This is a genomic window from Pseudonocardia sp. 73-21, assembly GCF_001899645.1.
In the GTDB taxonomy this organism is placed as follows: domain Bacteria; phylum Actinomycetota; class Actinomycetes; order Mycobacteriales; family Pseudonocardiaceae; genus Pseudonocardia.
Genome location: NZ_MKVV01000071.1, coordinates 1 through 19,148, shown reverse-complemented (window position 1 = coordinate 19,148; position 19,148 = coordinate 1). Strand labels below are relative to the sequence as shown.

Genomic DNA, 19,148 nt, shown 5'->3' with positions numbered 1-19,148 from the left:
CGGGCAACTAGCTTCGAGACGGAAGCATTCGCCGAGAAAGGGGAGGCTCGTGACGGACATCCGTCGGCTCGGGATCCTGCTGCTCAGCACCACCGCTCCGGAACGTCTGCCGGAGCTTGCCGCCCTGTGCGAAGAGCTCGGCTTCGACGAGGTCTGGCTCGCTGAGGACTACTTCTTCTACGGCGGACTGACCGCCGCCGCGCAGGTGCTCGCCGCCACCACCCGGGTCAGGGTGGGTGTCGGTGTCGTCTCCTGCGTCGCTCGCCACCCGGCCGCCGCCGCGATGGAGATCGCCTCGCTGGACCGGGCGTACCCGGGCCGTTTCCTGCCCGGGATCGGTCACGGCGTCCCGGCCTGGGTACGGCAGATGGGACTCACCCCGAGGTCCCCGATGCGCGCCTTGACCGAGGCGGTCACCGGCATCCGTACGCTCCTGACGAGCCGCGAGCCCTACACCGTCGAGGGTGAGTACTTCACGTTCCGCGATGTGTCGCTGTTCCACCCGCCGGCCACCGAGGTGCCGCTCTACCTGGGCGTGATCGGTGCCAGGGGCTGCGAGCTGGCCGGGCGGATCGCCGACGGCAACGTGCTGTCCGTGCTCGCCCCCACGGAGTACGTCAGCTGGGCGCGGTCGCTCGGCGAGAAGGGTAGGAGCGAGGCCGGTCGCAGCGGCACGTTCAGCGTGCCCACCTACGTCCTGACCTCGGTCGGCCGGGACCGGGACTCGGCCAGGGCCGCGGTCAAGGAGTCGCTCGCGTTCTACCTGGAGGCTGTCGGCCCGACGCCCCTCACCGGCTCCATCGGCATCAACGAAACCATCGCGGAGCTGATCGCCGCGGGCGGCTATCAGGCGCTGCTCGACGGCATGCCGGAGGAGTGGATCGACGTCCTGGCGATCTCCGGCGGGCCCGACGAGGCCGCCGCCCGGATCGAGCAGTACTGGGCCGCCGGGGCCGACAGCGTCGTTCTCTCGCCGCAGCCCGCGGACGCGACCGAGGCCCAGCTGCGGCTGATCGCGGCCGACGTGCTCCCCAGGCTGAGCCGGTGACGGCCACCCACATCAGCCCGGACGACCTGCCCGCCCTCTCCGTCGGCTGCACGGTGTTCGCGGGCGGTGGCGGTGGGGACCCGCGAATCGGCGAGCTGATGGCGATGGTGGCGATCCGGGAGCTCGGGCCCGTCGAGGTGCGGCCGCTCGACGGCTTCGACGACGACGACCTGATCATGCCCTGCGGAATGATCGGCGCCCCCACGGTGATGATGGAGAAGATCCCCAACGGTGCCGAGGGCCGGGTCATCCGCGAGAGCTACGAGCAGCAGTTCGGCCGGCCGGTGGCCGCGGTGATGCCCTTCGAGATGGGTGGCATCAACGGGGTGCTGCCCGTGGCCTGGGCGGCCTACGCGGGTCTGCCGCTGCTCGACGCGGACTTCATGGGCCGGGCGTTCCCGGAGCTGCAGATGCTGACCCCGCACCTGTACGGGATGCCGGGCTCGCCCGCGGTGATCACCGACGAACGGCTGCAGACCATCGTCTTCACCACCCGCGACAACATCTGGCTGGAGAAGCTCGTGCGCAACGCCGTGGCGGCGATGGGCGGCTCCGCGTGCGGCGGGCTCTATCCGATGACGGTCGGCCAGGCCCGGCGCCCGGCGATCTCGGGCACGGTGACCCGCGCGATCCGCATGGGGGAGGCGATCCTGGGCGGCGGGGACGATCCGCTCGCGGCGATCGCCGAGGTGGCCCCGATGGTGCGGCTGGGGCAGGGCAAGGTGATCGACATCGAGCGGCGGACCAGCGGCGGGTTCGTCCGTGGCTCGGCGCTCATCGACGGCCTCGGCGACGACAAGGGCCGGCTGTTCCGGCTGGAGTTCCAGAACGAGAACCTCGTGGTGATCGAGGACGGCGAGCCGCTCGCGACCGTCCCGGACATCATCACGCTGCTCGACGTCCACACCGGCCACGGGATCGTCACGGAGATGATCCGTTACGGCCAGCGGGTCGAGATCGTGGCGTTCGACTCTCCGGCCGTCTGGATCACCGCCGACGGGCTCAAGGCGGTCGGGCCACGGGCCTTCGGATACGACTTCGACTTCGTCCCGGTCGCCGAGCGCGCATCCGGGTCGGCGCCGACGCGCGTGGCGGGGGGATTCCGTGCCTGAACTCATGGGCGGTCTGCGCGTCGGTATCGACGTCGGTGGCACCAATACCGACGCCGTCATCATGGACCCGCAGGACCGGCTGCTGGCGAAGGTCAAACACCCCACCACCCCGGACGTGACGACGGGGATCCTGTCGGCCCTGCAGCGCGTGCTCGGCGAGGTGGACGGTGCGGCCGAGCGGGTCACCCACGTCATGCTGGGCACGACGCATGCCACCAACGCGATCCTGGAGCGCCGCAACCTGAACCGGGTCGCGGCGGTACGGCTCGGCGGCCCGGCGACGCAGGCCATCCCGCCGTTGTCGAGCTGGCCCCCCGACCTGCGGATGGCGGTCTCCTGCGGGGAGACCATCGTCGACGGCGGCGTCGAGATGACCGGGGAGCCCATCGTCGCGCTCGACGAGGACGCCGTGTGCCGGTTTCTGGAGAGCGTGCGCGAGCAGGCCGAGGGCGTGGCGGTCTCGGGGGTGTTCTCCCCGGTGCTGTCCGACCAGGAGTTCCGCGTTGAGCAGCTGGTCAGGCAGGTGCTCGGTGACGTCCCCGTGTCGCTGAGCCACGAGATCGGCTCACTGGGGCTGCTCGAACGGGAGAACGCCTGTGTGCTCAACGCGGCACTGGTCGCGGTGGCGGGGCGGGTCACCGACGGACTGAGCAACGCGATGCGCGCGCACGGCATCGCCGCCGAGGCCTATATCGCGCAGAACGACGGCACGCTGATGAGCCTGGACTACGTCCGGCGCTACCCGATCCTGACCATCGGCAGCGGCCCGACCAACAGCATGCGGGGCGCGAGCTACCTCACCGGGTCGACGGACGCGCTGGTCGTCGACGTCGGCGGCACGTCCACCGACATCGGGATCCTGTCCTCGGGGTTCCCGCGGGAGTCGTCCACGGCCGTCGAGATCGGTGGGGTCCGCACCAACTTCCGGATGCCCGACCTGGTGTCGCTGGCACTCGGCGGCGGCACGATCCTGCGCGAGTCCGGCGGCGTCGTGGAGCTGGGCCCCGGGAGTGTCGGCTTCCGGCTGACGTCGGAGGCACTGGTGTTCGGCGGATCGGTGCCGACGCTCACCGATGCCATCGTGGCGTCGGGGCGCGGCGGCGGGATCGGGGACGCCACCCGGACCACGGCCCACACCGACCTCCTGCTGCGCTGCCTGGCCGCCTGTGCCGTCCGCATCGAGGAGGCGGTCGACCGGGTCAAGACGTCGGGCCGCGAGCTGCCGCTGATCGCCGTCGGCGGAGGCAGTGGGCTGATCCCCGAGACCCTCGCCGGGGTGGCCGGCGTGCACCGCCCGGAGAACTACGACGTGGCCAACGCCATCGGGGCTGCCATCGCGTCGGTGTCCGGCGAGGTCGACCGGGTGTTCAGCTACGGCAAGGACGGCCGCGACGACGCGCTGGCCGAGGCCGTCCGGCTGGCGCGCGACGAGGCGATCCGGGCCGGTGCCGATCCCGCTCACGTCGAGGTGGTGGAGATCGACGAGGTTCCGCTGGCCTACCTCACCGAGCCGGTCGCCCGGGTCCGCGTCAAGGCGGCCGGCCCCCTGAAGACCCACTGACCACCAGGAGCTGTGATGGAGCTGCACGCAGTCGACTCTCTCGATGCGGCCCTCGACGTGCTGGCCACGCGCGGTGAGCGCTGCCAGGTCCTCGCCGGTGGCACCGACGTGATGGTCCAGCTCGCCCGTGGGGAGATCACGCCCGCGGCCCTGCTGCACGTCGAGCGGATCGAGGCGCTGCGAGGGATCGAGGTCGACGGCCCGATCACCCTCGGCGCCCTCGTGACGCACCGCGAGCTGGCCAAGGGCGTCCTGGGGGACGGCTTCCGTTCGGTCGCCGAGTCCGCCGCCACCGTGGGCGGGCGGCAGACGCAGGTGGTGGGCACCATCGGGGGCAACGTCTGCAACGCCTCGCCCGCCGCAGACACCGTGCCCGCCCTGCTGGTGCACGACGCGACGGTGACCCTGCGCAGCAGCGCCGGGAGCCGGACCGTGCCGTTGAGTGCGTTCCTCGTCGGGCGCCGGGCCACCACCCGCGCGCCCGATGAGCTGCTCACCGCGATCGGCATGCCAGCGACCGGGGAGGGCAGCGGCGACGTCTACCTGAAGGTGGGCCGGCGAAGCGCCATGGAGGTGGCGATCGTCGGTCTCGCCATGCGGCTGCGGTTCGACGAGGCCGGCACGGTCACCGAGGCCAGGGTCGCGCTGGCGTCGGTCGGGCCCCGCCCGCAGCGCGCCACCGGCGCGGAGGCGGCGCTGGTGGGCGGCCCGCTCGAACCCGACCGCGTCGACGCAGCCGCGTCGGCCGTCCTGGACGGCGTCGAGCCCGTCGACGACCTGCGCGCGACCGCGGCCTACCGGCGCCGCGTCGTCCCCGGGCTGCTGCGCCGGGCGGCCGGGATCTGTGCACAGCGAGCGGGAAGGTGAGTGCGATGGAGCTGTCGTTCACGGTCAACGGGAGGCCCGCGGCCCTCGAGGTCGACGCCGCGGACACCCTGCTCGGCGTACTGCGGGACCGCTTGAGGCTCACCGGTACCAAGGAGGGCTGCAATGAGGGCGAGTGCGGTGCGTGCACCGTCCTGGTCGACGGGCTGCCGGTCGACTCCTGCATCTACGCCGCCGGAGCGGCGGCCGGGCGCAGCGTGGAGACCGTCGAGGGCCTGAGCGGCGACCAGCTGGGCGCCGCGTTGCAGGCCGCGTTCATCAGTGCGGGTGGGGTCCAGTGCGGCTTCTGCACTCCTGGCTTCATCACCACGCTGGTCGCGGTCCTGCGCGAGGACGACAAACCCTCCGAGGACGAGGTCCGCAGGGCGCTGGCCGGCAACATCTGCCGCTGCACGGGTTACAGCCAGATCGTCGACGCCGTCGCGGCGACCGTAGCCGGGAGGGTCGCGGGATGACGGTCATCGGCGAGCGTGTGCCCCGCGCCGACGGGCAGGCGAAGGTCAGTGGCGAGGCCGTCTACGGCGTCGACCACGAGGAACCGGGGATGATCTGGGGTGCGCTGCTGCGTTCCCCGGTCAGCTCGGGGACGATCACCCGGCTGGACACCGCGCCTGCGCTGGCGATGCCCGGCGTGCACGCCGTGATCACCGCGGCCGACGCCCCCGACGCCTACGCGGGCTGGGTGCTGCGCGACCAGCGGCTGTTCGCGTCCGACCGCGTGCGCTACGAGGGCCAGCCGATCGCGGCGGTCGCTGCCGAGACCCTCGCGCAGGCCCGCGCAGCCGCGGCGGCGATCGTGCTGGACGTCGAGGCGCTGCCGGCCGTTGTCGACCTGGAGCAGGCGATGACCCCGGACTCGCCGTTGGTGCACCCGGACTGGGAGTCCTACGTGCCGGCCGCGGGCCCGGACTTCCCCCGCCACGGCAACGTCGCCGCCGAGTGCATCGCCGACCCGCCCGGGGTCGACGAGGCGTTCGCCCGGGCCTATCGGGTGATCACCGATGAGTTCGTGGCCCAGCGCCAGTACCAGGCCTACATCGAGCCCAAGAGCGCCGTCGGCATCTTCCGCGGCGGGCGCTACACGGTGCACACCGCCCACCAGTTCCCGTTCAACGTCCGCGACCGCGTGGCACAGTTCCTCGACGTCCGCCCCTCGGCGGTGCGGGTGGTCGGCCACACCATCGGCGGCGGCTTCGGGGCCAAGCTCGACGCGGGCCTGGAGCCCTACGCCGCGCTCCTGTCGCGAGCGGCGGGCGGGCTCCCGGTGAAGCTCGTCAACACCCGCACCGAAGACCTGCTGACCTGCCCCAGCCGAGAGGGGGCGATCACCCGGATCCGCTCGGCGGTGGCCGCCGACGGCACCATCCTGGCCCGCGAGCTGGAAGTGATCGCCGACAACGGCGCCTGCAGCGGCGAGATGCCGTGGCTGGCCGCGATCGCGCTGCACTGCGCGCGCGGGGTGTACCAGGGCGGCCCGACCCGGGTGACTGCCCGGCTCGTCTACACCAACACCGCCCCGACGGGTGCGTTCCGTGGCGTCAACGGCACCTATCTCTATCACGCCGTCGAGCGGCACATGGACCACATCGCCGCCGAGCTGACGCTCGACCGCCGTGACTACCGGTTGCGGCTGCTCTTCGGGGACGGCGAGGAGCTGCTCAACGGCCAGGTACTGCACGAGGCCGGCATCCTGCGCCAGGGCTTCGACGCGCTGGAGGCCCTCGCGCCGTGGGCTGATCTGGAGGCGGGCCGCCGGCCCTATCGCGGCATCGGCATCGGCGCGGCGTGGTGGCTGACCAACCCCGGGCCCGGCAGTGCTGTGGTCTCGCTGCGTGAGGACGGCACGGCCGCGGTGGTCACTGCGGCCAACGACAACGGCTCGGGCGCAGTGTCGATCGGGGTCACCCAGATTGTCGCCGAACGTCTGGGCATCCCGCCGGAGGACGTGTTCGTCACGCTGCCCGACACCGACATCGCCGGCTACGACGGGGGATCGCAGGGCAGCCGCACCACCCGCGCCGTCGGCAAGGCCGCGCTGATCGCGGCCGACGAAGTCGTCGAGAAGATCAAGGCGGTGGCTGCGGGGTTGCTCGAAGCGGCACCGGACGACCTGGAGGTCGCAGAGGGCAGCGTCCGGGTCAAGGGCGCCCCGGGCACTCGCGTCCCGATCGCGATGGTGGCGAGCACCGCGCTGAACACCGTCGGCCCGCTGCAGGGCACCGGCTCGTTCGTCACCCCGTTCCCGGATTTCAACCCGAGCTGCGCGAGCGGGCTGCTGTTCCCGTCCTTCCCGACGCCGACCTACCACGTGCACATCGCGGAGGTCGAGGTCGACCCGGTGACCGGCACCGTGCGCGTGCTGCGTTACCTGGTGGCGCAGGAGGTCGGTCGGGTGATCAGCCCGGACGGCACATACGGCCAGGTCTCCGGAGCAGTCGCCCAGGGCATCGGCTACGCGCTGCACGAGAGCCTGCGGATCGGCGAGGACGGCCGCTACCGCGAGCGGACGCTGGAGAGCTACCGGCTGCCACTGGCCGTCGACATCCCCCGGGTCGAGTTCGTGGCGCTGGAGCATCCCGACCCGGACGGCCCGTACGGCGCCAAGGGGGTGGCGGAGGGCCCGGTGCTGCTGCCCGCCGCCGTGATCGCCAACGCGGTCTGCGACGCGATCGGCCGGCCGTTGAACAGCATCCCGATCACGCCGGAGGAGGTCCTTGCCGCCATCCAAAGCTGAGCCCGCCGTCCGACACCGGCAAGGAGAGCCCCATGACCATCGTTGAACCCCCCGTCACGACCCAGACCCGCTACACCGGCACTCCCGTCCGCCGCACCGAGGACCCACGGCTGCTCGCCGGCCGCGGCGAGTACGTCGACGACGTGACGGTCCCGAAGATGATCGAGGCTGCGGTCCTGCGCAGCCCCGAGGCGCACGCGCGGATCCTGAGCATCGACACCAGCGCGGCGCGTGCGCTCCCCGGCGTGTTCGACGTCATCACCGGCGCCGACCTGGCTGCCGTCGCCGGGCAGCAGCCGGTGATCTGGTTCCCGATCCCCGATCAGCGGATCGCGAAGACCCACGCTCTGGCGACCGACCGGGTGCGCTGGGTCGGCCAGGCAGTCGCGGCCGTCGTCGCCGTCGATCGTTACGTCGCCGAGGACGCACTCGAACTGATCGACGTCGAGTACGAGCCGCTGCCTGTGGTGGCCGACCTCGACGCGGCGCTGGCCCCCGACGCCCCGAAGCTCTACGACGACTGGCCCGACAACGTGAGCGGCTCGCTCACCTACACCTTCGGCGAGCCCGACGAGGCCTTTGCCGCGGCCGACGTCGTGGTGAAGGAGAGCTTCAACCACGGCCGGGCGTTCGGCTGCCCGCTGGAACCGCGCGGCGCCATCGTCGACTGGGATGCGTTTTCCGACACGATCGACGTGTGGCTGTCCACCCAGGCGCCGAACCTGGCCAGGGACCTGCTCTCGGAGGTCCTGGGGGTGCCGGTACACAAGATCCGCGTGCGGACGCCCAACCTCGGCGGCGGTTTCGGCAACAAGTTCGACTTCTACGGCGAGGAGGTCATCGCCGCGGTCCTGTCCAGGCGCACCGGCCGCCCCGTGAAGCTGATCGAGGACCGCCGCGACAGCTTCTTCGCCACCTCACACTCCCGCGACCAGCGCCTCGACTTCGAGATGGCGCTGACCAACGACGGCACGATCGTCGGCCTGCGCGGGATCTCCTACGGGGTGCTCGGCGGCGCGCTCGGGACCGTCGGCTCCGGCCCGCCGTGGGCATCGGTGTTGACCTGCATGGGGCCCTACAAGATCCCCAACCTGGACGTGACGGTCAAGGCCGTCATGACCAACCGCTCGCCCTACGGCTCCTACCGGGGCTGGGGTGTGCCCAAGGGCAACATCGTGCACGAGCGGCTGATCGAGATCGCCGCCCGCGAGCTCGGCATGGACCGCGCGGAGATCCGCCGCAAGAACTTCCCCGCTCCCGAGGAGTTCCCGCACTTCAGCGGGGTGGCGTTCACCTACGACAGCGGCCGTTACGCCGACTGCCTCGACCTCGCGATGAGCAAGATCGAGGAGCTGGGCTGGCGGGAGCGCCAGGCGCAGGCTCGCGCCGAGGGACGCTCGGTCGGGATCGGCTACTCGTTCCACGTCGAGCCGAGCGCGTACGGGCCCAGCCGCATCCTCAACCTTGTCGGCCTCGCGCACTCCGGCTTCGACGAGGTGACCCTGCGGATGGACTCGATCGGCAAGGTCACCGTCTACTCCGGACAGATCAACATGGGTCAGGGCACCCACACGATCTACGCTCAGCTCGCCGCCGACAGCCTCGGCGTCCCGATGGACGACATCGTCGTCGTCACCGGCGACACCGACTCCTGCCCGTACACCGGCTACGGCACCGGTGGCAGCCGGGCGGCGCCCCTGGGCGGCGCGGCCATCATCCGGGCGGGGGAGCGGCTACGGGCGAAGCTGCTGCGGATCGGCGCGCAACTGTTGGAGGCCTCCCCGGACGACATGGAGATCGTCGACGGGGTGCTCAGCGTCCGCGGCGCGCCTGGCCGGTCGGTGACCACCCGCGAGATCGGCGACGCGGCTTACCGCCGCCTGCTCGACCGGCTGCCCGAGGGGGAGATGCCGACCCTGGAGGAGGTCGACGTCTTCGACCCGCCGAACATGGCGACGTCCTACGGCTGCACCGCGCTGCTCGCCGAGGTCGACCGCGAGACCGGCATGGTGTCGTTGATCGACTGCCTGCAGGCCCACGACTGCGGCACAGTGATCAACCCGATGCTGGTGGACGGCCAGCTCGCCGGCGGGCTGGCCCAGGCACTGGGCGGGGCGTTGCTGGAGGAGCTGATCTACGACGACGAGGGCCAGCTGCGCACGGCGAGCTTCATGGACTACCTGCTGCCCACCGCCATGGAGATCCCGCCGTTCCACTTCTACCACCAGGAGACGCCCGCGCCCGACATCCCTGGCGGCATCAAGGGTGTCGGCGAGGCCGGCACCATCGCCGGCGTCTCGCTGGTCGGCAGCGCCATCGACGACGCGCTGAGCGACCTCGGCGTCACCGTCACCCGGTTCCCCGTCACCCCGCCGCGGCTGCTGGACCTGATCCGGGCAGCCCAGATCTCAGCATCACAGGCGAAGGAGGGCTCGGCATGAAACCCCCACCCGTCAAGTACGCGCGTGCCGGTGACGTCGCCGAGGCGGTCGCCCTGCTCACCGAGCACGGCTCCGACGCCAAGGTGCTGGCCGGCGGCCAGAGCCTCATCCCGCTGATGAACTTCCGGCTGGCGCGCCCGTCGGTGCTGATCGACATCAACCGGGCCGCGGGCCTCGACGGGATCCGCGTCGAGAACGGGAGCCTCGTGATCGGGGCCATGGCGCGGCAGCGTGACGTCGAGACCAGCGACGTCGCCGCCGGGGCCGTCCCGCTGCTGCCGCAGGTGCTGCGCCACGTCGGGCACGTCACCAACCGCAACCGCGGCACGGTCGGTGGCAGCCTGGCCCACGCCGATCCTGCCGCCGAGCTTCCGGCGCTGGTCACCGGCCTGGGCGGGGAGCTGCTCGTGCAGGGTCCCGGTGGGAGCCGGTTGGTGGCCGCGGAGGACTACTTCCTCGGCACGTTCACCACCGCCATGGAGTTCGACGAGGTTCTCACCGGTGTGCGGCTGCCGCGGTTGCCCGCCGGCACCGGCGTGGCCGTCGAGGAGTTGGCCCGCAGGCACGGCGACTTCGCCATCGTGGCCACCATGGCTGCGATCCACCTCGCCGCCGACGGCACGGTGGATCTGGTCCGGCTGGCGGCGAGTGGGGTGGCGTCGGTACCGGTCCGGCTGCACGGCGCGGAGGCGGTGCTGGCGGGGATCGCGCCGACGGCCGAGGCGATCGACGCGGCCGCCGAGACGGTGGCCGGCAGCATCAAACCGACCGGCGACGTCCACGCGCCGGCTGACTACAGGCGAGACATGGCCGGCCTGCTCGTGCGGCGGGCCCTCCGGACGGCGATCCAGCGAACCGAGGTGGCGGCATGAGCGACGACAGCCAGGCGGTGTCGGTGACCATCAACGGTCACCTCTACTCCGGAACCTGCGAACCCCGGCTGACCCTGGCGGACTTCATCCGCCACGAGTGCGGCCTCACTGGTACCCACCTCGGCTGCGAACACGGGGTGTGCGGGGCCTGCACGATCATCGTGGACGGCCGCAGCACGCGTGCCTGCCTGATGCTCGCGGTGCAGGCCGACGGCTCCGAGATCACCACCGTCGAGGGCCTGGCGAACGGTGCCGAGCTCAACCCACTGCAGGAGGCGTTCTGGAACAACCACGGTCTGCAGTGCGGCTTCTGCACGCCCGGGATGCTCATGTGCGCCACGGAGTTCCTCGAGGGCAACCCCGAACCGACTGCCGACGAGGTCCGCGAATGCATCTCCGGCAACCTCTGCCGGTGCACCGGCTACGCGTCCATCGTGGCCTCGGTGCTCAGCGCGGCGGAGGAGCTCAGGCGATGACCCACCGCGTGTACTTCCTGAGCAGACTGCACGACGGAACCGACCCGGCCACCTACGAGGGGTGGATCCGGACCGGCGACTATCCGGTGGCGCGGGCACATCCGGCGATCGTGTCCTACGACGTGACCCGGATCGACTCGACAGTCGACGGTGCCGGTGCCCCGTCGATCGACTATCTCGAGGTGCTCGAGGTGACCAGCCTGCAGGAGTACCAGCAGGCGATCGCCACGCCCGAGTTCGAGAAGCTCCTCGCGGAGTGGGCGACGTTTGTGGCGTCCGCAGAGGCACTCCACGGTGCGGTGATCGAGTAGCCGGTCAGCTCTTGTCCGCGCAGGTGGGTACACGCAGGTGCGAGCTGCCGGGCCGCGAACGGCGATGGCACCTCGCGGCCCGGCCACTCAACTGTTGGTCGATCCGATCTTGCTCATCAGCCGCAGCACGTTCTGATCACCTGTCGCCGTCGAGCTCGACGACCGTGCCCTCGACCTTGATCTTCGCCATGATCACGTAGCACGCCTGGACTGCGGATAGTTCGTTCGTATCCCCGGCGCCCGGTCGCCCTGCTGGATCAAGGCGGCTGTCGATTCGGCGACGCAGAAAGGGTCGGGGCTGCACTGTCTCGCGGGTGGCGGCCCGGTGCAGTCGACGGGCCTGACACACCACTGCGTCGCCGGGTTCATCGACCGGGTTCACTGATCACGAGCCGCCTACCAGGGCGGCCCGATGATCCGGGTCCCGCAGCGGCGTCGCCGGGTCGACCCCGACACCGGCCGCTACCGGCGACTCTCCCCGGCGCAGAAGGACGTCAACACCCCGCACGCCGCCAGCGTGGGCCGGGTGAGCGGGTCAACGCCGAGCTGAAGAACTGGCGGATCCTGCGCAAGATCCGCTCCAGTCCCAGCCGGGCTTCCGGACTCGTTGCCGCAGTTCACACCCTCATGATCGCCAGCACCTGATCAGGTTGGCAAAGGCTCAATGTCGCCTCTTGCCGCTGATGTGTCGTCCGCTGGGGACGTGTGGGCTCCGGCGCGTTGCGTGAAGGTGGAGGCGGAGCCCGGCCGGGTCGCCAGGGAGGGGTGGTGTCGCCGGCCGGGTCCCGCCGCTGGAGGAGGGCGCTAGCCCAGCCGGTAGCGCAGGTGGTCGAGTTCGTCGCGCAGCACATCGGGCAGCTTGGCTCCGACGGTGTCGAACCACTGCTCGATCAGCGGCAGCTCGGCAGCCCATTCGTGGCTGTCGACGGCCAGCGCCGCCCGCAGGTCCGCGGCGGGCACGTCGAGGCCGTCGAGGTCGAGCGCATCGGGGGTGGGCACGAACCCGATCGGGGTGTCGACCGCGGCGGCGGTCCCCTCGATGCGGGCGATCGCCCAGGCCAGGACCCGGGAGTTCTCCCCGAACCCGGGCCAGAGGAACCGGCCGTCGTCGCCGCGGCGGAACCAGTTGACGTAGAAGATCTTCGGCAGGGCGCCGGCGTCGGCGTTCTTGCCGGTGTCGATCCAGTGCCGCAGGTAGTCCCCGACGTGGTAGCCGATGAACGGCAGCATCGCCATCGGGTCGCGGCGCACCACTCCGACCTGCCCGGTGGCCGCCGCGGTGGTCTCGCTCGACAGGGTGGAGGCGAGGAATGTGCCGTGCTGCCAGTCGCGGGCCTCGGTGACCAGCGGCACCGTGGAGGCCCGGCGGCCCCCGAAGAAGATCGCCGAGATGGGAACTCCTTGGGGGTCGTTCCACTCCGGGGCGAGGATCGGGCACTGGGATATCGGGGTGCAGTAGCGGGAGTTGGGGTGCGCGGCCGGTTCGCCGCTGGCCGGCGTCCATTCCTCGCGTTTCCAGCTGAGCAGGTGCTCGGGCGGGGTGTCGGTGGCGCCTTCCCACCACACGTCCATGTCGTCGGTGAGCGCGACGTTGGTGAAGATCGTGTTGCCCTGGCCCAGGGTGGTCATGGCGTGCGGGTTGGTCTTCTCCCCGGTACCGGGGGCGACGCCGAAGAACCCGTACTCGGGGTTGACCGCGTACAGCCGACCGTCGCGGCCGAACCGCATCCAGGCGATGTCGTCACCGAGGGTCTGCACCGTCCAGCCCGGGATGGTGGGACGCAGCATGGCCAGGTTCGTCTTGCCGCACGCCGACGGGAATGCGGCGGCGACGAAGTGGACCTTCTGGGCGGGCGAGGTGAGTTTCAGGATGAGCATGTGTTCGGCGAGCCAGCCCTCGTCGCGGGCCATCACCGAGGCGATCCGCAGCGAGTAGCACTTCTTGCCCAGCAGCGCGTTGCCGCCGTACCCGGATCCGTAGCTCCAGATCTCCCGGGTCTCCGGGAAGTGGGTGATGTACTTGGTCGTGTTGCACGGCCACGGCACGTCGGGCTGGCCGGGCTCCAGCGGTGCGCCCACCGAGTGCAGACCGGGTACGAACTCGGCGTCGCGGCTGAGCAGCTTCAGGGCGGCGGTGCCCATCCGGGTCATGATGTGCATCGACACCACGACGTAGGCGGAATCGGTGATCTGCACGCCGAGCTTGGGATCGGTGGCGCTGAGCGGGCCCATGCAGAACGGCAGCACATACATGACCCGCCCGCGCATACAACCCCGATACAGCCGCCGCAGGCGCTGCTTCATCTCCGCGGGGTCCATCCAGTTGTTGGTGGGCCCGGCGTCGGCCTCGTGGGTCGAGCAGATGAACGTGGAGTCCTCGACCCGGGCCACATCGGCCGGGTCCGAGGCGCACCAGAACGAGTTGGGCTTGGCCTCCTCGGACAGCTGCACGAACGTGCCGGCGTCGACGAGCTTTCGGGTCAGCCGCTGCCACTCCACCGCCGATCCGTCACACCACACGACCTCGTCGGGGGTGGTGAGTTCGGCGACCTCACGGACCCAGTCGAGCAGCCGCCGGTGGTCGGTGGGGGCCTGGTCGAGACCGGGAAGGGCTGCTGCGGTCATCGCGTGTCTCCTCACGGGCGCAGGCCGCTGTCGCCTGCGCCCCTTGTCATCGAACGAGATGCGGGTACGGGAAAGCGGCATCGGCCCGGGTCTGACCGGGATGGGTCGGCTCGGATCGGCCGGCTTGGGGCAGGCCGGGCAGGGGCTGTCCGGCGGGGGTCGGTTCGGCGAGGGCCCGCGCGCAGGCTAGACAGGTGGCGACGTCCGGAGGGCCCCATGCGTGGGCGGCGGCGAGCAGGCCGGGCAGGGCGAGCAGCGGGGCGCGGGGATCGTCGAGGGTGATGCGTGGGATCGGGGGGTCGAGCGCGGCGTCCTGGCTGCTCAGCGCGGCGGAGCCGAGCAGGTCGATCACGACCGCGCCGCGGCGGGCGAAGGCGCGCAACGGGAAGTTGTGGGCGTCGCCCAGGTTCCAGCTGTCGATCTCCCCGATCCCGGTGGCCACGGCGAGCGCGGCCACCAGGGGATTGTGTTGGGCGCCCGCAATGACCACGCGTGCGGCGGCGGGGGCGGTGCCGGCGCGGTCGAGGGTGCTCAGCAACGCGGCGATCAGAGCGACCGCGGTCGTCTGCCGGTCGGTGATCACCGCCACGGTGTTGGCGAGCGCGCTCTGGGCGGCGCGGCCCCGGACCGGGTTGGTGTGCATGAGGTAGACCGCGCTGAATCCGGGGGCCGCCCGACGTAGTTCGGCGGTCAGCTCCGCCACGTTGTCCGCGGTGATCAGCATCGCGGTTGCCCCCGTCCCGCTGTGCTCGCGCACCAGGGCGGCGGTGCTCAACAGTCCGCTCAGCACGCTGGTTCCGCCCTCGCGGTGGAAGTCGCTGCCGTCGCTGACCACGGCCAGGCCGCGGGTCGCGCAATGGGAGACGACCGACTGCGGAGGAGGTGTCGTCCGGGGTGTCGTCACGGGTGTCGCCGCCCGCAGCTGCGGGGTGTCGCCGCGGGCGGCGTTCCCGGGTTGTCCTGCTCGGCGCCACCGGTCAGCGGGCTGGCCCAACACCGCGCTCGGTGCACCCCGATCCCGGGCCGCGGGGCCGGCTGGGCGCAGTGGCCCGATGCCCCGCGTGGCACCGCCGGGCGCCGCGAAGGGGCCGCAGCGAGGTCCGTCATGTCGGTCAGGTCCTGCAGGAGGGCCCGGCGCGGATGGGCCGTGCGCGGCAGTCCCACCCGGTCGGCGAGGGCGAGGGTGCGCCGAACCGTCTCGATGTGGTTGTGCGGGTCGGGGTTCACCATTGCGCATCTCCTCCGTCGCTCCAGGACTCAACAGTATTCGCACTTTACAAGGTCTGCAAGTGTTCAGCTTGTGAGGTGAGCCATGCGCGACGACACGGCGGTGTGGACGGCGTGGTCGGCGGGTGTGTGAGGGCTGCGGCGAGGATGGGTCCTCGGCTATGGCCGGGTGAGGGCGAGATGCAGCGTGACGGCGCCGGCGATGGCGTCGGCGACGTCGGGGGTGCCGGTGGCGGGATCCCGGTCGGGTACGCCGTGCAGGCGGCGGCGGGCCGGCGTGGCGTGGGCGACGGCGCGGGCGACGGCTTCGTAGATGCCCAGGCCCAGGGGCGGCGCGGTGGCGGGGTACTCAGCGAGGGCCCGTAACAGTCCGGGCGCGATGAGCATGCGGCCGTCGTCCAGGGCGCGCGGGGTGATCACTGATCCCTCGGGGCGGTCGAGTTCGAACCCGACAGCGCTCAACTCACCCTGCTCACCCAGTGCGGGTGCTCCCATGGGGTTGCTGCCTGTGGGGTTGCTGTCCGGGGCATGCTGGAGGTCGATGACCACGTCGGCGTCGCGGGCTGCGCGATGCAGCGGGAACCAGGCGGCATCGGGGGTGTTCCACAGGGTGATGTCGGGAAATCCGGTCGCGAGCAGCAGTGCCGACAGGATGGGCATGCGGGTGGCGTCGGCGATCAGGATCCTGGCGCGGTACTGGTCGCGGCCCAGACCGCGCAGGTAGACCAGGGCGGCGGCGGTCAGCGCGATCGCCGTGGCGTCCTCGTCGGTGAGCACCGGTCGGCCACCGGCTTGCTCCACGAGTCGTTGCACCGAGCGGGCCCGTGTCGGGCTGGTGCGGGTCAGCAGGACCGCGGTGATCTCGGGCGGGAACTGGCGGATCTGCTCGGCGACCGTGTCGGTGGCGTCCCACTGGGACGCGGGCCTGGTCACGGCGGGGATCCTGGCCAGTCTCTGGAGGGTTGCCGCGTCACCGGCCAGGATGGTGGCCAGTGGTCTTCCCGGCTGCGCGGGCGGGCCGTGGCCGGTGCCGTCGCCGATGACCGCGACCTGGCGCAGTGCCCGCCCGGCCGGATGGAGCGGTCGGGGACTGTCCACCCCGCCGCCGGGGTTCGCGGGCCGACCGTCGTCGGGTATCGCCGGCGAGGCTGTCATCGGGCACCTCGGTCCGCGCGGACCTGGCCGGCGCGGGCGGCCAAGCTCAGCCGGAACTGCATGATGGGCATTTCCATTCCTCGGGTGCGCTTTCTGGCCATCGGCAGCAGGGTTGCGCACGGTGGACGGGCCCCACTACGGCCACGCCACATGGACAGGAATCGCCACCTGGCCCGGTGGAGTCGGTCCGCGGGAGGAGTCGCAGGTGTCGAGGTCGACACCGTGGTGCCCGGCGGTGTCGAGCAGGTTCTGTAGACGCGCCCGGTGCAGATAGGTCTCGTAGGGAAGCCCCACCGCCCGGTCGGCGGCCAACCTCGTCAGGACGACGTCGACCTCACCGTGCAGCTTCGTGATCACGCTGTCCAACTCCTACGACTCGTCCGACACGAACAGTCCGAACGATATCGTGACTTGCGAAACATTGCAACTGAGAAAGTGCTGGGGTTGGCATAGTCTCCCGGGGGACGTGGTTCGTGGAGGTTTGCCGACCCCTCGTGCCGCGGACCGATCGGGTGGATGGACAGGATTCGAAGGGGAACCCTCATGTATGTGCGGATCAACACGATCTTCGGTGACGTGAGCAAGGTCGACGCGGCGGTCGAGTACATCGAAACGTCGGATCGGCCGGTGGTCGAGGCGGCGGCCGGCAACAGTGGTCTGGTCACCCTGGTCGACCGGGACGCCGGCCTGATCGTGGCCGCGTCGTACTGGGACGAGCCGCTGCACTCCTCGGAGGCCGTGCTGACCCGGGTGCGGGAGGGGGCGGTCGCGGTCGCCGGGGGGGATCTCAGCGTGGAGAGCTTCGAGGTGGTGGCCGGGGCGCAGCCGGCAGCGGCGCAGCCGGGGGCGGCGGTGCGTTTCGGGCGCCTGCAGATCGAGCTGGCCAGGATCGACGAGGCGGTCTCGTTCTTCGATGAGCAGGTGCTGCCCGTGCTCACCGCATGCAGCGGTCTGTGCAGCATCCAGATGGTGCTCGACCGCAGTTCGGGGGCCGGCATCGTCGCGACCGCCTGGACGGACACGGCCGCCGCCGACGCCGCCGGGGAGGCCGTGGCGCGGCTTCGTGGCAGCGCCACCGACCGGGGCGGGGTCAAGTTCCTGCAGGTCGAGGCCTACACGCTGATCCGCAGCTCCATGCGGCTGAGCTGAGTGGCTGACTGAGCGCCCGGGGCGTCACCGCGGTGCGCAGGAGCGACCCGGGTGATGGGTCTGGCCGGGCGGCGAAGGATCCGGTGGTGCGTCTCAGTGGCCGGTCGTGGCTGCTGGCCGCGGGCATCATCGTCTTGTTGGGGTACGGCGTGCTCGGCTATCTGCTGTTCGGGTTCGATCTGGTGGACGCGGTCTATCTCACGGTCTCGACCCTGACCACGGAGGGGTTCGCGACACCGGTGGCCTTGTCGGACGCCGCGAAGATCTTCACGGTGAGCCTGTCACTGTTCGGGGTGTCGGTGTTCGTCGTCGTGCTCGGGGTGCTGGCCACCGGGCTGGTCGACGGGCAGCTTGTCGCGAGGTCGAGGAGGCGGTCCATGCAGCGACGTATCACGGGGCTGCGGGGGCATCACATCGTCTGCTCCTACGGCCGGGTCGGGCGTGCGGTGGCCCGTGAGTTCGAAGCCGACGGTGTTCCCTTCGTCGTGATCGAGGTGAAGCCCGAGCTGGAGCCGGAGCTGCGCCGAGACGGTGTGCTGTTCCTGCTCGGAAACTCCTCATCGGAGGATCTACTGCGTGCGGCGGGGATCGAGCATGCGCGGGGGCTGGTGTGTGCGGTGGACTCCGACGCCGAGAACGTCTACATCACGTTGGTGGCCCGGTCACTCAACCCCACCATCGCCATCGTGGCCCGGGCCTCGGAGGATGCCGCGGCGGACCGGCTCTACCGGGCGGGGGTGGAACGGGTGGTGTCGCCGTACGCCACGACCGGGCGGCGCATGGCGTTGATCGCGCTGCGACCCGAGGTGGTCGACTTCTTCGATCTTGCCCGCAGCGGCGCGGCAGCGCTGCGGATGGAGGAGTTGATGGTCCCGGCCAATTCGGGGCTGGTGGGCCAGACCGTGCAGGAGCTGAGCGGTTCGGCCACCGCGCTGCTGATCCGCCGAGCCGGCGGCGAGCTGCTGCCCAACCCCGCCGGCGAGACGATCCTCGAGCCCGGCGATGTGGTGGTGATGTTCGGCGAATCAGACACCCGGCGGCCGCCGGGCTAGATGCCGGCGCCCCGCCGGGCCCAGGCCTGCGCGATCGGTATCGCTGCTGGCGCAGGGCGGAACGGGGTCGTGGGGGACCGGTCCCGCCGGGGCCGGTCGTCGTGGGGACATCGCAGGGGGAGCTTGTGACCGATGCTGTCGCTGACCACCGCGATGGTGCCGACCCTCCGCCCACCCCGACGGGGGTGGGGTGCTCCTCCCGGTCGGCTGCCGGTTGCCGGCGCTCATCGGGGCTCCCATCAGCTCCCGTTCGCCGTTGGGCGGGTGCCGGGCGCGGTTCGAGCGCCGTTGCACGGGGGTGTTCCTGCCCGGGCAGGCCGCTAGCGCGACCGGGGGTCGTCGCCGGGTGTCTCCTTGCGGGCGACCGCGAGCGCGGCGACCTCGGACGGGGCGGCGTGGCCGCCGGCGTGCGCCTCTTCGCGGAAACGTTGCACCAGGTGCGGGTAGTGCAGCTCGAACGCCGGACGCTCCGACCGGATCCGGGGCAGCTCGGTGAAGTT

The 19,148-nt window shown here is 71.3% G+C and carries 17 protein-coding genes and 2 pseudogenes; 13 read left to right on the top strand and 6 right to left on the bottom strand.

Annotated elements, in window-relative coordinates; genetic code table 11:
• Positions 1–49: 49 nt before the first annotated feature.
• From BGP03_RS22545 to BGP03_RS22495, 11 genes and pseudogenes are all read left to right on the top strand, one after another.
• The gene (locus tag BGP03_RS22545) at positions 50–1,048 is read left to right on the top strand and encodes an LLM class flavin-dependent oxidoreductase (RefSeq protein ID WP_296374838.1); all 999 of its coding nucleotides are present in this window, start codon (positions 50–52) and stop codon (positions 1,046–1,048) included.
• On the top strand, positions 1,045–2,160 hold the full coding sequence (locus BGP03_RS22540) for a DUF917 domain-containing protein (RefSeq protein ID WP_298797025.1): 1,116 nt from the start codon (positions 1,045–1,047) through the stop codon (positions 2,158–2,160). The genes BGP03_RS22545 and BGP03_RS22540 overlap by 4 nt, the downstream gene beginning before the upstream one ends.
• Positions 2,153–3,721: a hydantoinase/oxoprolinase family protein gene (locus BGP03_RS22535; RefSeq protein ID WP_298797026.1), complete on the top strand. Its 1,569-nt coding sequence runs from the start codon at positions 2,153–2,155 to the stop codon at positions 3,719–3,721. The genes BGP03_RS22540 and BGP03_RS22535 overlap by 8 nt, the downstream gene beginning before the upstream one ends.
• Before the next feature lie 15 nt (positions 3,722–3,736).
• Positions 3,737–4,588: a xanthine dehydrogenase family protein subunit M gene (locus BGP03_RS22530; RefSeq protein WP_296374843.1), complete on the top strand. Its 852-nt coding sequence runs from the start codon at positions 3,737–3,739 to the stop codon at positions 4,586–4,588.
• A gap of 5 nt (positions 4,589–4,593) precedes the next feature.
• Positions 4,594–5,061 (top strand): (2Fe-2S)-binding protein, encoded by a 468-nt coding sequence (locus tag BGP03_RS22525; RefSeq protein WP_296374845.1) that lies wholly within the window; start codon positions 4,594–4,596, stop codon positions 5,059–5,061.
• The gene (locus tag BGP03_RS22520; RefSeq protein WP_296374847.1) at positions 5,058–7,340 is read left to right on the top strand and encodes a xanthine dehydrogenase family protein molybdopterin-binding subunit; all 2,283 of its coding nucleotides are present in this window, start codon (positions 5,058–5,060) and stop codon (positions 7,338–7,340) included. Before BGP03_RS22525 ends, BGP03_RS22520 begins: the two co-directional genes overlap by 4 nt.
• Before the next feature lie 32 nt (positions 7,341–7,372).
• Positions 7,373–9,781: a xanthine dehydrogenase family protein molybdopterin-binding subunit gene (locus BGP03_RS22515; protein ID WP_298797027.1), complete on the top strand. Its 2,409-nt coding sequence runs from the start codon at positions 7,373–7,375 to the stop codon at positions 9,779–9,781.
• A complete protein-coding gene (locus tag BGP03_RS22510; protein ID WP_296374852.1) occupies positions 9,778–10,653 on the top strand; it encodes a xanthine dehydrogenase family protein subunit M in 876 nt (291 codons plus the stop codon). The genes BGP03_RS22515 and BGP03_RS22510 overlap by 4 nt, the downstream gene beginning before the upstream one ends.
• Positions 10,650–11,129 carry a (2Fe-2S)-binding protein gene (locus tag BGP03_RS22505; RefSeq protein ID WP_296374854.1) on the top strand — a complete coding sequence of 160 codons (480 nt, stop codon included), beginning with the start codon at positions 10,650–10,652 and terminating at the stop codon, positions 11,127–11,129. The genes BGP03_RS22510 and BGP03_RS22505 overlap by 4 nt, the downstream gene beginning before the upstream one ends.
• Positions 11,126–11,440: a hypothetical protein gene (locus BGP03_RS22500; RefSeq protein ID WP_296374856.1), complete on the top strand. Its 315-nt coding sequence runs from the start codon at positions 11,126–11,128 to the stop codon at positions 11,438–11,440. The genes BGP03_RS22505 and BGP03_RS22500 overlap by 4 nt, the downstream gene beginning before the upstream one ends.
• 481 nt (positions 11,441–11,921) lie before the next feature.
• Positions 11,922–12,085, top strand: a pseudogene (locus BGP03_RS22495) (IS5/IS1182 family transposase); the annotation flags it as partial.
• Positions 12,086–12,244: 159 nt separating this feature from the next.
• On the opposite strand, the gene BGP03_RS22490 reads toward BGP03_RS22495, so the two are convergent.
• The 5 genes from BGP03_RS22490 to BGP03_RS22470 form a co-directional block, all read right to left on the bottom strand.
• Positions 12,245–14,065: a phosphoenolpyruvate carboxykinase (GTP) gene (locus BGP03_RS22490; RefSeq protein WP_296374860.1), complete on the bottom strand. Its 1,821-nt coding sequence runs from the start codon at positions 14,063–14,065 to the stop codon at positions 12,245–12,247.
• 46 nt (positions 14,066–14,111) lie between these two features.
• Complete coding sequence (locus BGP03_RS22485; protein WP_298797029.1) at positions 14,112–14,969, bottom strand: hypothetical protein; 858 nt, start codon at positions 14,967–14,969, stop codon at positions 14,112–14,114.
• A complete protein-coding gene (locus BGP03_RS22480) occupies positions 14,966–15,295 on the bottom strand; it encodes a hypothetical protein (protein WP_296374864.1) in 330 nt (109 codons plus the stop codon). The genes BGP03_RS22485 and BGP03_RS22480 overlap by 4 nt, the downstream gene beginning before the upstream one ends.
• Before the next feature lie 156 nt (positions 15,296–15,451).
• On the bottom strand, positions 15,452–16,447 hold the full coding sequence (locus BGP03_RS22475) for a hypothetical protein (protein WP_298797031.1): 996 nt from the start codon (positions 16,445–16,447) through the stop codon (positions 15,452–15,454).
• A gap of 135 nt (positions 16,448–16,582) precedes the next feature.
• Positions 16,583–16,804 (bottom strand): hypothetical protein, encoded by a 222-nt coding sequence (locus BGP03_RS22470; protein WP_296374868.1) that lies wholly within the window; start codon positions 16,802–16,804, stop codon positions 16,583–16,585.
• A gap of 186 nt (positions 16,805–16,990) precedes the next feature.
• Here BGP03_RS22470 and BGP03_RS22465 point away from each other — a divergent pair, with 186 nt between their 5' ends.
• Both BGP03_RS22465 and BGP03_RS22460 read left to right on the top strand, forming a co-directional pair.
• Entirely contained in the window at positions 16,991–17,596 is a 606-nt protein-coding gene (locus BGP03_RS22465) for a hypothetical protein (protein ID WP_296374870.1), read from the top strand.
• Between the two features lie 86 nt (positions 17,597–17,682).
• Complete coding sequence (locus BGP03_RS22460) at positions 17,683–18,648, top strand: potassium channel protein (RefSeq protein WP_298797034.1); 966 nt, start codon at positions 17,683–17,685, stop codon at positions 18,646–18,648.
• A 320-nt stretch (positions 18,649–18,968) separates the two neighbouring features.
• Here the strand turns inward: BGP03_RS22460 and BGP03_RS22455 are convergent.
• Positions 18,969–19,148, bottom strand: a pseudogene (locus BGP03_RS22455) (cytochrome ubiquinol oxidase subunit I); the annotation flags it as partial.

Coding starts and splice junctions, on each gene's coding strand:
- BGP03_RS22530 (WP_296374843.1), top strand. CDS start 3,737: ATGGAGCTGCACGCAGTCGACTCTCTCGATGCGGCCCTCGACGTGCTG.
- BGP03_RS22525 (WP_296374845.1), top strand. CDS start 4,594: ATGGAGCTGTCGTTCACGGTCAACGGGAGGCCCGCGGCCCTCGAGGTC.
- BGP03_RS22520 (WP_296374847.1), top strand. CDS start 5,058: ATGACGGTCATCGGCGAGCGTGTGCCCCGCGCCGACGGGCAGGCGAAG.
- BGP03_RS22515 (WP_298797027.1), top strand. CDS start 7,373: ATGACCATCGTTGAACCCCCCGTCACGACCCAGACCCGCTACACCGGC.
- BGP03_RS22510 (WP_296374852.1), top strand. CDS start 9,778: ATGAAACCCCCACCCGTCAAGTACGCGCGTGCCGGTGACGTCGCCGAG.
- BGP03_RS22505 (WP_296374854.1), top strand. CDS start 10,650: ATGAGCGACGACAGCCAGGCGGTGTCGGTGACCATCAACGGTCACCTC.
- BGP03_RS22500 (WP_296374856.1), top strand. CDS start 11,126: ATGACCCACCGCGTGTACTTCCTGAGCAGACTGCACGACGGAACCGAC.
- BGP03_RS22490 (WP_296374860.1), bottom strand. CDS start 14,065: ATGACCGCAGCAGCCCTTCCCGGTCTCGACCAGGCCCCCACCGACCAC.
- BGP03_RS22480 (WP_296374864.1), bottom strand. CDS start 15,295: ATGGTGAACCCCGACCCGCACAACCACATCGAGACGGTTCGGCGCACC.
- BGP03_RS22475 (WP_298797031.1), bottom strand. CDS start 16,447: ATGACAGCCTCGCCGGCGATACCCGACGACGGTCGGCCCGCGAACCCC.
- BGP03_RS22465 (WP_296374870.1), top strand. CDS start 16,991: ATGTATGTGCGGATCAACACGATCTTCGGTGACGTGAGCAAGGTCGAC.